Genomic DNA, 14,703 nt, shown 5'->3' with positions numbered 1-14,703 from the left:
TTATACATATTGTCTAAAATAAGATAATATGTGCGGATGAAAAAGACGCCCGAACAACAAAATCTCCTGGAGCAGATGAAGCAGGTCGCAGACGGCTTGGGCAAGACCCTGGCGCCGTTCTGCGAGGTGGTGCTGCACGACCTGACCAATCCCGAGCACGCCATCCTGGCGATCCACAACAACCTGTCCGGGCGCGAGGTCGGCGCGCCGGCCACCGAGCTGGGCCTGGCGCGCGCCGCCGATCCCGACGTCGCCCAGGTCATCGCCAACTATCCGAACACCTTCGCGGACGGCCGCCGCGCCAAGAGCACCTCGATCGGCATCAAGGACAGCCAGGGCCAGTATGTGGCCGCGCTGTGCATGAACGTGGACCTGACGGTGTTCCGCAGCCTGAACACGCTGCTGACCCAGTTCAGCGCGGTCGACAACGATTCCGCCGTGCGCGAGACGCTGGAGCCGGCCGGCGCCGACGCGCTGCGCGCCCGCATCGACCAGTTCGCCGCGCGCCTGGCCACCACGCCGCGCGCGCTCAAGGCCGAGGAGCGCAAGGCGCTGATGCGCGAGCTCAAGGAGTCCGGCCTGAGCGACGTGCGACGTGGCATGGACATCGTCGCCAATTACCTGAACGTCTCGCGCGCCACGGTGTACAACGATGTCCGCGATGGCCAATAACCCCGCCCACCTGCTGCTGCTGGACCGCGACCAGGCCGCCGCGCTGCTGCAGCCGGACGACGTGCTGGCCGCTGTGCGCGAGGCCTTCCTGCTGCACGCCAGCGGCGACGGCCGCAACTTCCCGCTGGTGCGCGAGACGCTGCCGGCAGGCGTGTTCGGCATCAAGTCGGGCGGCGCGGCGCCGCTGGACTTGCTGGGCATGAAGGCGGCAGGTTTCTGGCCTGGCAACCGCAACCATGGCGCGGACGGCCATCAGGCCACGATCATGCTGTTCGATCCGGCCACCGGACGGCCGCAATGCCTGATCGACGGCAACGCCGTCACCACCGGGCGCACGGCGGCGGCAGGGGCACTGGGCCTGCTGGCGCTGGCGCGTCCGGACAGCGCGGCGCTGTGCGTGTTCGGCACCGGCGTGCAGGGCAGCGCGCATGTGGACTACGCGTTGCGCGCGCTGCCGGGACTGCGGCGCGTGCGCTACCTGACTTCCGACGGCCGTCGCGATGCCGCATTCGAAGCGCGCTTCGCGCAGCGCTGCGACGTCGCGCCCGGCGCCGGCGCCGATGCGGCGGTGGCCGATAGCGACATCGTCATCACCGCCACCACCGGACGCGGCCCGTTGTTCGCGCCGCAAGCGGTGCGCCCCGGCACGCACCTGAACTGCGTCGGCAGCGACACGCGCGGCAAGCGCGAACTGGCGGAAGGCATGCTGGCGCGGGCCAGCGTCTGGGTCGACGACCTGGCGCAGGCGCTCGCCATCGGCGAGCTGCAGTGGGCGCCGCAGACGCCGGTGAAAGAATTCGGCACGCTGCTGGCGGAGGGCGTTCCCGTGCGCCACGGCACCGCGGCGGACGCCATCACCATCTTCGACATGACGGGTATCGCCCTGCAGGATCTTTCGGTGGCGCGCATGCTGCGGCAGCGCGCTTTGGCAACCGGCACAGGCACCAGCGTGGCCTGGCCATGGTAATCACAAGGACTAACATGAACGATTTGATACTCCCCACCTACGCCGACGTGGTCGCTGCATCGGAACGCATCGCCGGCCACGCGCACCACACGCCGGTGGCCACCTCGCGCACCGCCAACGAGGAGCTGGGCGCCGACGTATTCTTCAAGTGCGAGAACATGCAGCGCATGGGCGCCTTCAAGTTCCGCGGCGGTTACAACGCGCTGGCGCGCTTCACGCCCGAACAGCGCCGCGCCGGCGTGGTGGCGTTTTCGTCGGGAAACCATGCGCAGGCGATCGCGCTGGCGGCCAGGCTGCTGGGCATTCCGGCCACCATCGTCATGCCGCTCGACGCGCCGGCCTCGAAGGTGGCCGCCACGCGCGGCTACGGCGCGCAAGTGGTCACTTACGACCGCTACACCGAGGACCGCGAGCAGATCGGCCGCGACCTGGCGCAGAAGCACGGGCTGACCTTGATCCCGCCGTACGATCACGCGGACGTGATCGCGGGGCAGGGCACGGCAGCCAAGGAACTGTTGGAGACGGTGGGACACCTGGACGCGCTGTTCGTCTGCCTGGGCGGCGGCGGCTTGCTGAGCGGTTCGGCGCTGGCGGCGCGTGCGATCTCGCCGTCGACCCGCATCTACGGCGTGGAGCCGGAGGCGGGCAACGACGGCCAGCAATCGTTCCGCAGCGGCAGCATCGTGCATATCGACACGCCGAAGACCATCGCCGACGGCGCGCAGACGCAGCACCTGGGCAATCTGACTTTCCCGATCATCAAGCGCGACGTGGACGATATCTTGACCGTCAGCGACGAGCAGCTGCGCCACGAGATGCGCTTCTTCGCCGGCCGCATGAAGATGGTGGTGGAGCCGACCGGCTGCCTGGGCTTCGCCGCCGCACGGGCGATGAAGGACCAGCTGCAGGGCAAGCGCATCGGCGTGATCATCAGCGGCGGCAACGTCGACATCGACCGCTACGCCGAACTGCTGCGCCACTGATCAGGCGTATTTTTTCTGCTTGAAATCGCGCAGCACCTCGTGCGCCGCGTTGTGGCCCGGCGCGCCGGTCACGCCGCCGCCGGGGTGGGTGCCCGCGCCACAGGTGTACAGGCCGGCGATGGGCCCGCGATAGTCGGCGTGGCCCAGCATCGGCCGCGCCGAGAATAGTTGATCCAATCCCAGCGCGCCGTGGAAGATGTCGCCGCCGACCAGGCCGAAGGTGCGCTCCAGGTCGAGCGGACTCATGATCTGCCGGCCCAGCACGGACTGCTTGAAGTTGGGCGCGTAAGTGTTCACGGTGTCGATCATCAGGTCGGCCACGGTGTCGCGGTGTTGGTCCCAGCTGGCGCCGTCGGGCAGCTGCGGCGCCACGTGCTGGCAGAACAGGCTGGCCACGTGCTGGCCGGGTGGCGCCAGGCTCGGGTCCAGTGTCGAGGGAATCAGCACCTCCACGATGGGCTTGCGCGCCCAGCCCAGCGCGCGGGCGTCGTGGTAGGCGCGCTCCATATAGTCCAGGCTGGGCGCGATGATGATGCCGCTGCCGTGATGCTCGGCCATCGTCTTGCCGGGCAGGCAGCTGAAGTCCGGCAGTTCCGACAGCGCCACGTTCATACGGAAGGTGCCGGAGCCGCAGCGCCAGCCTTGCATGCGGCGCAGGAAGTCGGCGGGCAGGGCGGCAGCATCGACCAGCGAGGTGTACAGCAGGCGCGGATTGAGGTTGGACACCACCACACGCGCATCAAGCCGCTCGCCTTTCGCGGTGACGACGCCGACCGCGCGGCCCTTATCCAGCAGCACTTCGCGCACGCCGCAGCCGGTGCGGATCTCGACGCCGCGCGCCTCGGTCGAGCGGGCCATCGCCTGCGTGATCGCGCCCATGCCGCCGATGGCGTGGCCCCACGCGCCCTTCTTGCCGTTGACCTCGCCGAATACGTGGTGCAGCAGCACGTAGGCGGAGCCGGGCGTGTAGGGGCTGGCGTAGTTGCCGACGATGCTGTCGAAGCCGTAGGCAGCCTTGATCGGTGCGCTCTCGAACCAGCCGTCCAGGTAATCGCCGGCCGACTTGGTGAACAGGTCCAGCAGCTCGCGCTGGGTGGCGACCGGCAGCTTGCGCATGCGGTTGCCCAGGCCGCCGGCCTTGATCAGCTCGGGCAGGGCGCTGAGCCAGCCACCTTGGACCAGGTTGGGCGGCGTTTGCAGCACGGTTTCGCGCAGCAGTCCGGCGGCGGTCTCCAGATGCTGGGCGTAGGCTTGCAGGCGGCTGGCGTCGCGCGGGGAGAACTTCGCTACTTCGGCCTCGGTCTGGCCGGCGCCGATTTTCAGATAGCGGCCGTCGTCCAGCGGCAGGAAGTTAGACAGCGGGCGCTCGACGATGTGAAGGCCGTGTTTTTTGAGCTCGAGGTCGTTGATCACCTTGGGGTTAAGCAGCGACACGGTGTACGCGGCCACCGAATTGCGGAAGCCGGGATGGAATTCCTCGGTCACCGCCGCGCCGCCGACCACATCGCGCCGCTCCAGCACCGTGACCTTCAAGCCGGCCCTGGCCAGATAGTGGGCACACACCAGGCCGTTATGGCCGCCGCCGATAATGATCACATCGCGCATCGATAGTCTCCTTGGGTTCAGAAGCATCATTGTGCGGACGGCATCGGCAAATTGCATTGCACAGGCCGACGAATTGCGGGAATATACTGAGCAAAATGACGAATATTTCGGCAAAAGGAAATAATGGACGACATCGATCAGCAATTGCTTGCCCTGTTGCGCGAAAACGCGCGCGCCACCACGAGCGAGTTGGCGCGCAAGCTCGGGCTATCGCGCACGACGGTGCAGAGCCGGATCGAGCGGCTGGAGCGATCCGGAATCGTGATCGGCTACACGGTACGCACCAGTGCGGACTATCGTGCCGGGCTGGTGCGGGCGCTGGTGATGATCACGGCCACGCCCAAACTCACGCCCGGCATCGAAAGCGCCTTGCGCAAATTCGCCGCCGTGCGGACGCTGCATTCGGTGAACGGGATCTACGACTTCATCGCCGGCGTCGAAGCCGGATCGGTGGAGGAGCTCGATGCCGTGGTGGACCGCATCGGCGCGCTCGACGGCGTGGAGCGCACCACCACCTCGATCCTCATGACGACCCGCATCGATCGCTAAAGTGGTGCCACCAAAATGGGGTCAAGTCTGGCATTCGGACACGAGCTCTGCCATGGGCTTGGGGTCAGGCTTGGGGTCAGGTCTGACATTCGGACACGAGCTCTGCCGTAACCGCCCGATTACGGCAGAGCTCGTGTCCGAATGTCAGACTTGACCCCATTTTAGTGTTGAGGCCGTGTCCGAATGCCAGACTTGACCCCAAATTGTTTGGAGGTAAAAAAAGCCGCGCGGCTTGCACCGGGCGGCTTTTTCTTGCTAGCTGAACTTATCAGGCGGCTGGCAGCTTGGCGAATTGCTCGCGCATCTTGTCCAGCGTCGCGGAGAAGTTGGCGACGCGTTCCTTTTCTTGAGTTACCACCTCGGCCGGCGCGCGGGCGACGAAGCTTTCGTTCGACAGCTTGCCATTGGCCTTGTTGATCTCGCCTTCAACGCGGGCGATCTCTTTCGACAGGCGCTCACGCTCGGCCTTGACGTCGATCTCCACCTTCAACATCAGCTTGGTCGTGCCGACGATCGACACGGCGGCCGGCGATTCCGGCAGCACATCCACGATCTGCACTTCGGACAGCTTGCCCAGCGACTGGATGTACGGCGCGAACACTTCCATCGCCGCCTTGTCGGCCGCGTTGGTCGGCTCGACGATCAGCGGCACGCGCAGCGATGGCGCCAGTTGCATTTCGCCGCGCAGGTTGCGGGTGGCGTCGGTCAGCGCTTTCAGCTGTTGCATCCAGGCCTCGGCCGACTCATCAATGGCGGCGGTGTTGGCGATAGGGTACGGCTGCATCATGATCGAATCACCAGTCTTGCCGGCCAGCGGCGCAACAGCCTGCCACAGCGCTTCGGTGACGAACGGGATGACCGGATGCGCCAGGCGCAGCACCACTTCCAGCACGCGCAACAGCGTGTGGCGGGTGGCGCGTTGCTGGCCTTCGGTGCCGCTTTGAACCTGCACCTTGGCCACTTCCAGATACCAGTCGCAATACTCGTCCCACACGAACTTGTAGATGGTCGAGGCGATGTTGTCGAAGCGGTAGTCTTCGAAGCCCTTGGCCACGTCCAGCTCGGCCTTTTGCAGCAGCGAGATGATCCACTTGTCGGCGTTCGACAGGTCGGCCACGCTGGCGCTGCAATCCTTGCCCTCGGTGTTCATCAGCACGAAGCGGGTGGCGTTCCACAGCTTGTTGCAGAAGTTGCGGTAGCCTTCGGCGCGGCCCAGGTCGAAGTTGATGTTGCGGCCCAGCGAGGCGTACGACGCCATCGTGAAGCGCACCGCGTCGGTGCCGTAGGCGGCGATCCCTTCAGGGAACTCCTTGCGCGTGGCCTTGGCGATCTTCTCGGCAGCTTTCGGATTCATCAGGCCGGTGGTGCGTTTCTCCACCAGCGCTTCGACGCCGATGCCGTCGATCAGGTCGATCGGGTCCAGCGTGTTGCCCTTGGACTTGGACATCTTCTGGCCGGTCGAGTCGCGCACCAGGCCGTGCACGTACACGGTCTCGAACGGCACCTTGCCCGTGAAGTGCGCGGTCATCATGACCATGCGCGCCACCCAGAAGAAGATGATGTCGAAGCCGGTCACCAGCACCGACGACGGCAGGAAGGCCTTGATGTCAGGCGTTTCCTCCGGCCAGCCCAGCGTGGAGAACGGCACCAGCGCGGACGAGAACCACGTGTCGAGCACGTCGCTGTCGCGGCGCAGCGGGCCGGTGCTGCCCTTGGCGGCGGCCTGCGCGATGGCTTCGGCTTCGGTCTTGGCGACGAAGATGTTGCCGGCGTCGTCGTACCAGGCCGGGATCTGGTGGCCCCACCACAATTGGCGCGAGATGCACCAGTCCTGGATGTTGTTGAGCCACTGGTTGTAGGTGGTGCTCCAGTTTTCCGGCACGAACTTGATTTCGCCGTTGGCGACCTTGTCCAGCGCGGTTTCGGCGATCGATTTGCCCGGGAAGAAAGTGCCTTCCGGCGCCGGCTTGCTCATGGCGACGAACCATTGGTCGGTCAGCATCGGCTCGATGATGACGCCGGTGCGGTCGCCGCGCGGCACCATCAGCTTGTGCGGCTTGACTTGTTCCAGCAGGCCCAGCGCGTCCAGGTCGGCCACGATCTGCTTGCGCGCGACGAAGCGGTCCATGCCGCGGTAGGCGACCGGCGCTTCATCGTTGATCTTCGCTTCCAGCGTCATGATGGTCAGCAGCGGCAGCTTGTGGCGCTGGCCGACGGCGTAGTCGTTCAGGTCGTGCGCGGGCGTGATCTTGACGCAGCCGGTGCCGAATTCCTTGTCGACGTATTCGTCGGCGATGATCGGGATTTCGCGGTCGGTCAGCGGCAGCTTGAGCATCTTGCCGACCAGCGGCAGGTAGCGCTCGTCGGTCGGGTCCACCGCCACGGCGACGTCGCCCAGCATGGTTTCAGGACGGGTGGTGGCCACGGTCAGCATGCCGCTGCCGTCGGCCAGCGGGTACTTGATGTACCACATCGAGCCGTCTTCCTCTTCCGACACCACTTCCAGGTCGGAGACGGCGGTGCCCAGCACCGGGTCCCAGTTGACCAGGCGCTTGCCGCGGTAGATCAGGCCCTGTTCGTGCAAACGCACGAAGACGTCGGTGACGACTTTCGAGCGCGGCTCGTCCATCGTGAAGTATTCGCGCTTCCAGTCCGGCGAGGCGCCCAGGCGGCGCATCTGGCCGGTGATGGTGGAGCCGGATTTCTCTTTCCACTCCCACACCTTCTTGACGAACTCTTCGCGGCCCAGGTCGTGGCGGGAGATTTTCTGCGCGTCCAGCTGGCGCTCCACCACGATCTGCGTGGCGATGCCGGCGTGGTCGGTGCCGGGGATCCAGGCGGTGTTGTGGCCCAGCATGCGATGGTAGCGGGTCAGGCCGTCCATGATGGTCTGGTTGAAGGCATGGCCCATGTGCAGGGTGCCGGTCACGTTCGGCGGCGGCAGCTGGATGCTGAAAGAAGGTTTGCCGGCGTCGAGGGTGGCGGTGTAGTAACCGCGCTGTTCCCACTCGGTACGCCAGAATTGTTCAATGTCGGCAGGCTCGAAAGACTTGGCTAATTCCATGATTTGGCAGATTAAATTTGGAGAAACAACCATTATAGATGACGCGGCAAGCCATGAGCAGATCGCCGCTTGTTAAACTCTGGACATTTCCCGCTCCGGTGTCGAATTCCGCAAGTTTTTTGACTCGCTCCGCCGAAGAGCATACCGTTGCCCGTCCCAACAATGTTTTTTTGACATGGAGACGGAAATGACAACTCGACTCATTGCTGTGCTGGTCGCTGGCTTACTGGCCGGCGCATCGGCTTCCGCGCTGGCCCAGTCCGACAAGGTCTGGATCAGCGTCGGCGACGCCGCCTATGCGCAATTACAAAAAGTGGCGCCGCAGGCGCTGGCGCGCGAAAGCCGCGCCAGCTTCGCCGCCCGGCCCGGCCACGAGCGGGTCCACCTGGTCGAGGTCGACGAGCAGCAGATGCTGGCGCTGTCGGCCGCCGTGCACCGCAAGCTGCGCCGCTGCGGCGGCTTCATGTACCACGCCAGCGAGGCGGCAGGCATCGCCGCGCTGACGCCGTCCAAGGCCAGCGCCGCGCAACTGGCGGTGGCGCGGCCGTCGTACGTGATCGACCAGCAAAGCGTGGTCAATCCCATGCTGACGCAAATGCAGGCCAGTAACATCGGCCAGACCATCGTCGACATGTCGTCCTACGCCAACCGCTACTACACCACCAACAACGGCGTCAACGCGTCGAACTGGCTGATGCAGCGCTGGGCCACGATGGCCGCCGGCCGCAGCGACATCGCGGTGAGCCAGTACACGCACGCGTCATGGCCGCAGAAGTCGGTGATCCTGACCATCACCGGCACCGACAACCCGAACGAAGTGGTGGTGCTGGGCGGCCACCTTGATTCGATCAACCAGGCCGGCACCGGCGAGACCACCAAGGCCCCCGGCGCCGACGACGACGCTTCCGGCATCGCCAGCCTGACCGAGGTGCTGCGGGTGATGATCGCCAGCGGCTACAAGCCGCGCCGCACGATCAAGCTGATCGGCTACGCGGCCGAGGAGGTGGGCTTGCGCGGCTCGCAGGACATCGCCCAGAACCACAAGGCCAACAACGTCAACGTGGTTGGCGTGATGCAGCTCGACATGACCAACTACAAGGGCTCGGTCAACGACATCTACCTGTTCACCGATTACACCGACAATGCCCAGAACACCTTCGTCGGCAACCTGATCACGACCTACCTGCCGACCCTGAAGGTCGGCCACGACCAGTGCGGCTACGCCTGCTCCGACCACGCCTCGTGGAACGCGGCCGGCTACTGGACGTCGATGCCGTTCGAGACGGCCATGGGCGAGGACGATCCCTACATCCACACCGCCAACGACACCTACGCCAACACCGGCAACCAGGCCGACCATGCGCTCAAGTTCGCGCGCATGGCGCTGGCCTACGCGGTCGAGCTGGGCAGCGACGGCCCTGGCGTGACGCCGCCGGCCGACCACACCGAGACCTACACCGGCACGTTGAGCAGGGGCCAGACCCGCGCCTACGGTCCGTTCGCGGTGGCGGCCGGCGGCAGCTTCAAGGCCGCGCTGAGCGGCAGCGGCGACACGGACCTGTACGTGCGCAAGGCCGGCGCGGCCAGCACCACCAGCTATGACTGCAAGTCCGACGGGCCGACCAGCACCGAGAGCTGCACCGTGTCCTACGCCGCCAACGGCAACGCCTACGTGCTGCTGAACGGCTACGCCGCGTCCAGCTACACGCTGACCGTCACCTATCCGCAGCAGTGAGGACGGCGGGGCGGCCCGCTTGTTGCGGCCGCCCCATCTGGGTTATTCTTGAGCGATACCCAACAGGAGACCCCGATGCCCAGCTTTGAAACCGTCACCCTCAGCGTGGAAGACCACATCGCCACCGTGCGCCTGAACCGCCCGGAAAAACTCAACGCCATGAACCTGGCGATGTGGAACGACATCCGCAGCGCGTTCCAGCACATCGACGCGACGCCGGAGATCCGCGTGGCGATCCTGGAGGGCGAGGGCAAGGCCTTCACCGCCGGCATCGATCTGCAGATGATGATGGGCCTGGGCGCGCAGATCCGCGACGAGTGCGACGGCCGCACGCGCGAAAACCTGCGCCGCATCATCCTCGACCTGCAGGACACCTTGACCAGCCTGGAGCGCTGCCGCAAGCCGGTGCTGGCCGCCGTGCATGGCGCCTGCGTGGGCGGCGGCATCGACCTGATCTGCTGCGCCGACATGCGCTACTGCGCGGACGACGCCTGGTTCAGCATCAAGGAGATCGACATCGGCATGACCGCCGACGTCGGCACCCTGCAGCGGCTGCCTCGGCTGATCGGCGAGGGCATGGCGCGCGAGCTGGCCTACACGGCGCGCAAGGTCGACGCCGCCGAGGCGAAGGAGATTCGCCTGGTCAACCGCGTGTTCGAATCGCCCGAGGCCTTGCGCGCCGGCGTGCGCGCGATCGCGGCCGATATCGCGGCCAAGGCGCCACTGGCGATCCGCGGCGTGAAGGAAATGATCAGCTACGCGCGCGACCATTCGGTGGCGGACGGCCTGAACTACAACGCCACGTGGAACGCGGCCATGCTGATGTCGGCCGACCTGCAGGAGGCCATGATGTCCGGCATGAGCAAGCGCCCGCCGGCGTTCAGGGACTAGCGCCGCGCGCCTTACCCGGCCTTCCTGTTTTGTCGGCTGTGTGGGGCGGGTACGGGCAGATTTTCGGCCCGCAAGGCTTCGATGGTCGCGATCAGCGCATCGCGGCCATTGACGATGGCTTCTTCCACTGTTTCACCGTCGGAAATGCAAATCGAGAAATCTGGATAGCTGATCAGAAAACCTCCGCCCTCGTCTGGTGTCAGAGGGCGGATTTCATACGGATAATCGTCAAGGATGTCCATGTTCAGATTCCCTCGGCAAACAAAACAACGGCCATATGCCAAGTGATATTACGCCGTTTTGATCGCTTGAGGGGCTGTCAGCGGAGCGGGCTTACCGGCTTGCCCCTCAAGTAAAGCAGGGCAAGCCGGCGCGGCGCGCTTACGGTTTCAGGTTGAAGTTGGCGTTGCTTTGGTTGGCCAACGAGATATCGACCAGCGGCAGGCTGGCCGTGGTGTAGCCCTCGGCGGATGCTTCGGCGATGTATTTGCCCGCGCCCGGCAGCACGGTGACGGCGCTGGCGAATTGCAGCGGCAGCGTGGCGCTGTACACCGCGTACTGCGGCGCGGAGACCGGCAGGCCGCTGAGCGTGTAGCTGCCGCTGGCCAGGTCGGCGCCGCGATACTTGATGGTGACGGTCGGCCCGGCCACAAAGCTCTGCTTGGCCGCGACATAGGCGGTGGCGGTGCTGCTGGCCGGCGTCAGCGTGACGGTGCCGCCGATGCTGCCGGTGACGCTGGCCGGCAGCGTGATCGGCGCGGCGGACGTGCTGATGGCGACCGTGGCCGAGGTGCTGGTGACCGGCACCGCGCCCACCACGGCGGCGGCGCTGTCGTCGGCCGTGACCACCACGTCGTAATTCCCCAGCGGCAGGCGGCTCAGCGCGAATTCGCCGGTGGTGGCGTTGGGCGCGGTGGCGCTGACGATGGCGCCGTTCTGCTGCGCCGACACCATCACGTGGCGGTTCAGCAGCGCGGTCGAGACAAAGCCGCCGATGCCGTTGAGCGTGGTCGGGATCACCTTCACCACCGGCTTCAGCGCGTACTTGCCGTTGCCCTTGGTGACGACGGATTTGCAGGCGTCGAAGTCCAGCACCAGGTCGACCCGCTGGCCGGCCGCCACGTCAAAGGAGTTGACCAGCTTGATGCCGCTCTGCACCGCGCTCGGGGTGTCGAGCGACACCTCGGCGGTGCTGCCGCTGACCACCACCGAGTTGGCCATGCCGGTGCCGGTGTTGGGGTCGAGCACCAGCCGCAGCTGGTTGTAGTGGCCCGCGCTCAGCGAGGTCTGGCCCAGTGCCTCCAGCGCGCCGTTGGTCAGGTTCAGCAGGTTGATCTTGCGGGCCGGGCTGAGCGTGATGTCGGTCCAGCCGGCGTCGGTGTCGCTGGCCGTGCTGCTCTGGTTGACGCGCACCTTGTTGACGGTGACGTTGACGGCGTCGAAGCCGCACGACGGTGCATCCGTCAACGACACGGACAGCGTGCCCAGGGTGCTGACCGGCGTGCTGTCTCCGCCGCCGCCGCCACCGCCGCCACAGGCGCTCAGGCCGGCTGCGGTGAGGGCCGCAAGCGCGGCCAGATACAGGGTTGGGTGTGCTGGCTTCATGATGAATCTCCCGAAATCGCGCGTGTGGCGCTTGTTGTGGCGACGGTGGTGTCGCTGTGGGGATATTGTCTGTTCCTTTCAGAAACTATTATGTGTGATGCCGCACATAGCGCGCGGCTTTTACATCTGTTACAGATGGGCTAGCTATCCGCGCCATACCAGGTATTGTGGTTTTTTTCACGCGGGACGTTGTCCGCGCGCCGCGGCCGGGCGTATAATCGGCCCCGCTGCCGCAAGGTGGCACACGCTAGGGGTCCTGCGCATTGCGATGCGCGGGTGAGAAATACCCTCCGAACCTGATCTGGATAATGCCAGCGAAGGGAAGCTTAGGACATCGCCGCCACGCCTCGTTGTATCTGTGGAGCGGCGCCGTCCAACCTCCTTTGCTGGCTCCTGTAGCTAACCAAGGAGCCAAATGAACGCCAATCCGAAATTCCTCTCCGCCACCGCCACGGTGGACGAGGCAGCCATCAAGCCGTTACCCAATTCCCGCAAGGTCTACGTCGAAGGCAGCCGTCCCGACATCCGCGTGCCGATGCGCGAAATCACCCAGGCCGACACGCCGGCCTCGTTCGGCTTCGAAGCCAATCCGCCGATCTATGTCTACGACACCTCCGGTCCGTACACCGATCCGGACGCGGTGATCGACATCCGCTCCGGGCTGGCCGCGACGCCGCGCCTGCCGTGGATCCTGGAGCGCGGCGACACCGAGGAACTGGATGGCCCGACCTCCGAATACGGCCAGGCCCGCCTGGCGGATCCGGCGCTGGCCGAACTGCGCTTCAACCTGCACCGCAAGCCGCGCCGCGCGCGCGAGGGCAAGAACGTCACGCAGATGCACTACGCGCGCCAGGGCATCATCACGCCGGAAATGGAATTCGTCGCCATCCGCGAAAACCTGCGCCGCCAGGAATACCTGCAGAACCTGAAGAACTCCGGCCCGATGGGCCAGCGCCTGGCCGACCTGATGGGCCGCCAGCATCCGGGCCAGTCGTTCGGCGCCAGCATCCCGGCCGAGATCACGCCGGAATTCGTGCGCGAGGAAATCGCCCGCGGCCGCGCCATCATCCCGGCCAACATCAACCACCCGGAAATCGAGCCGATGATCATCGGCCGCAACTTCCTCGTGAAGATCAACGCCAACATCGGCAATTCGGCTGTTACCTCGTCGATCGGCGAGGAAGTCGAGAAAATGACCTGGGCCATCCGCTGGGGCGGCGACAACGTCATGGACCTGTCGACCGGCAAGCACATCCACGAAACGCGCGAATGGATCATCCGCAACAGCCCGGTGCCGATCGGCACGGTGCCGATCTACCAGGCGCTGGAAAAGGTCAACGGCAAGGCCGAGGACCTGACGTGGGAAATCTTCCGCGACACCTTGATCGAGCAGGCCGAGCAGGGCGTCGATTACTTCACCATCCACGCCGGCGTGCTGCTGCGCTACGTGCCGATGACGGCCAAGCGCCTGACCGGCATCGTCTCGCGCGGCGGCTCGATCATGGCCAAGTGGTGCCTGGCGCACCACAAGGAATCGTTCCTGTACACGCACTTCGAAGAGATCTGCCAGATCATGAAGGCCTACGACGTGTCGTTCTCGCTGGGGGACGGCTTGCGTCCCGGCTCGATCTACGACGCCAACGACGAGGCGCAACTGGGCGAGCTGAAAACCCTGGGCGAGCTGACCCAGATCGCCTGGAAGCACGACGTGCAGGTGATGATCGAAGGCCCTGGCCACGTGCCGATGCAGCTGATCAAGGAGAACATGGACCTGCAGCTGGAACAGTGCCACGAGGCGCCGTTCTACACGCTGGGGCCGCTGACCACCGACATCGCGCCGGGCTACGACCACATCACCTCCGGCATCGGCGCCGCGCAGATCGGCTGGTACGGTACGGCCATGCTGTGCTACGTCACGCCCAAGGAGCACTTGGGCCTGCCGGACAAGAACGACGTCAAGGACGGCATCATCACGTACAAGATCGCCGCGCATGCGGCCGACCTGGCCAAGGGCCACCCGGGCGCGCAGATCCGCGACAACGCGCTGTCCAAGGCGCGCTTTGAATTCCGCTGGGACGACCAGTTCAACATCGGCCTCGATCCGGACAAGGCACGCGAATTCCACGACGAGACTTTGCCCAAGGATTCGGCCAAGGTGGCGCACTTCTGCTCGATGTGCGGCCCGCATTTCTGCTCGATGAAGATCACGCAGGAAGTGCGCGAATTCGCGGCGGCCAACGGCGTGTCGGACGGCGTGGCGCTGGAGCAGGGCATGCAGGTCAAGGCGGTGGAGTTCATCAAGAACGGCGCCGAGCTGTACCGCAAACTGTGAGGCCGGCATGATCGACATCGAACTGAACGGCGCCCCATACCGGGTGCCGCCGCGGCAAACGCTGGACCAGCTGATCGACGCGCTGTCGCTCAGTGGGCAGGCGTTGGCATTGGCGGTCAACCGCGCGGTGGTGCCGCGCCAGCAGTGGCCGCAGCGCGAGCTGCAGCCACAGGACCAGGTCGACATCGTCCGCGCCATCGGCGGCGGCTAAATTAAATTGGGGTCAAGTCTGGCATTCGGACACGGCCTCTGCCGTAGCGGGCCCGCTACGGCAGAGGCCGTGTCCGAATGCCAGACTTG

12 protein-coding genes and 1 riboswitch are annotated in these 14,703 nt (G+C 65.6%); of the genes, 8 read left to right on the top strand and 4 right to left on the bottom strand.

The window, feature by feature from the left end; translation table 11 throughout:
- Positions 1-36 precede the first annotated feature (36 nt).
- From GTP90_RS12615 to GTP90_RS12605, 3 genes are read left to right on the top strand one after another with little or no spacing between them, the layout of a single operon-like run.
- Positions 37-672 carry a helix-turn-helix transcriptional regulator gene (locus GTP90_RS12615; RefSeq protein ID WP_161083877.1) on the top strand — a complete coding sequence of 212 codons (636 nt, stop codon included), beginning with the start codon at positions 37-39 and terminating at the stop codon, positions 670-672.
- Entirely contained in the window at positions 653-1,639 is a 987-nt protein-coding gene (locus tag GTP90_RS12610; RefSeq protein WP_161083876.1) for an ornithine cyclodeaminase family protein, read from the top strand. The genes GTP90_RS12615 and GTP90_RS12610 overlap by 20 nt, the downstream gene beginning before the upstream one ends.
- A gap of 14 nt (positions 1,640-1,653) precedes the next feature.
- A complete protein-coding gene (locus GTP90_RS12605; RefSeq protein ID WP_161083875.1) occupies positions 1,654-2,622 on the top strand; it encodes a threo-3-hydroxy-L-aspartate ammonia-lyase in 969 nt (322 codons plus the stop codon).
- Here the strand turns inward: GTP90_RS12605 and GTP90_RS12600 are convergent, their stop codons facing one another.
- Positions 2,623-4,227: a phytoene desaturase family protein gene (locus tag GTP90_RS12600; protein ID WP_161083874.1), complete on the bottom strand. Its 1,605-nt coding sequence runs from the start codon at positions 4,225-4,227 to the stop codon at positions 2,623-2,625.
- A gap of 123 nt (positions 4,228-4,350) precedes the next feature.
- On the opposite strand from GTP90_RS12600, the gene GTP90_RS12595 reads away from it, so the two are divergent.
- Positions 4,351-4,776, top strand: a complete 426-nt coding sequence (locus GTP90_RS12595; RefSeq protein WP_161083873.1) for an Lrp/AsnC family transcriptional regulator — start codon at positions 4,351-4,353, stop codon at positions 4,774-4,776.
- A 268-nt stretch (positions 4,777-5,044) separates the two neighbouring features.
- On the opposite strand, the gene GTP90_RS12590 is transcribed toward GTP90_RS12595, so the two are convergent.
- Positions 5,045-7,840: a valine--tRNA ligase gene (locus GTP90_RS12590; RefSeq protein ID WP_161083872.1), complete on the bottom strand. Its 2,796-nt coding sequence runs from the start codon at positions 7,838-7,840 to the stop codon at positions 5,045-5,047.
- A 187-nt stretch (positions 7,841-8,027) separates the two neighbouring features.
- Between GTP90_RS12590 and GTP90_RS12585 the strand changes: the two genes are divergently transcribed.
- The gene (locus GTP90_RS12585; RefSeq protein ID WP_161083871.1) at positions 8,028-9,575 is read left to right on the top strand and encodes a M20/M25/M40 family metallo-hydrolase; all 1,548 of its coding nucleotides are present in this window, start codon (positions 8,028-8,030) and stop codon (positions 9,573-9,575) included.
- 75 nt (positions 9,576-9,650) lie between these two features.
- The gene (locus GTP90_RS12580; protein WP_161083870.1) at positions 9,651-10,466 is read left to right on the top strand and encodes a crotonase/enoyl-CoA hydratase family protein; all 816 of its coding nucleotides are present in this window, start codon (positions 9,651-9,653) and stop codon (positions 10,464-10,466) included.
- An 11-nt stretch (positions 10,467-10,477) separates the two neighbouring features.
- Here the strand turns inward: GTP90_RS12580 and GTP90_RS12575 are convergent, their stop codons facing one another.
- Together GTP90_RS12575 and GTP90_RS12570 are read right to left on the bottom strand one after the other, a co-directional pair.
- A complete protein-coding gene (locus tag GTP90_RS12575; protein ID WP_161083869.1) occupies positions 10,478-10,708 on the bottom strand; it encodes a type II toxin-antitoxin system HicB family antitoxin in 231 nt (76 codons plus the stop codon).
- A 139-nt stretch (positions 10,709-10,847) separates the two neighbouring features.
- The gene (locus tag GTP90_RS12570; RefSeq protein WP_161083868.1) at positions 10,848-12,071 is read right to left on the bottom strand and encodes a DUF4382 domain-containing protein; all 1,224 of its coding nucleotides are present in this window, start codon (positions 12,069-12,071) and stop codon (positions 10,848-10,850) included.
- 239 nt (positions 12,072-12,310) lie between these two features.
- Positions 12,311-12,411: riboswitch (TPP riboswitch) on the top strand.
- A gap of 75 nt (positions 12,412-12,486) precedes the next feature.
- Between GTP90_RS12570 and thiC the strand changes: the two genes are divergently transcribed.
- Together thiC and thiS are read left to right on the top strand one after the other, a co-directional pair.
- Positions 12,487-14,403 carry a phosphomethylpyrimidine synthase ThiC gene (thiC, locus tag GTP90_RS12565; RefSeq protein WP_161083867.1) on the top strand — a complete coding sequence of 639 codons (1,917 nt, stop codon included), beginning with the start codon at positions 12,487-12,489 and terminating at the stop codon, positions 14,401-14,403.
- Between the two features lie 7 nt (positions 14,404-14,410).
- Positions 14,411-14,614, top strand: a complete 204-nt coding sequence (thiS, locus tag GTP90_RS12560; protein WP_161083866.1) for a sulfur carrier protein ThiS — start codon at positions 14,411-14,413, stop codon at positions 14,612-14,614.
- The last annotated feature ends 89 nt before the right edge of the window (positions 14,615-14,703 follow it).

Origin of the sequence: Duganella vulcania, from assembly GCF_009857655.1 — a bacterium.
Lineage (GTDB): Bacteria > Pseudomonadota > Gammaproteobacteria > Burkholderiales > Burkholderiaceae_D > Rugamonas > Rugamonas vulcania.
Note: the sequence above shows the minus strand (reverse complement) of the source record. Positions and strands in the feature narration are given on the sequence as shown.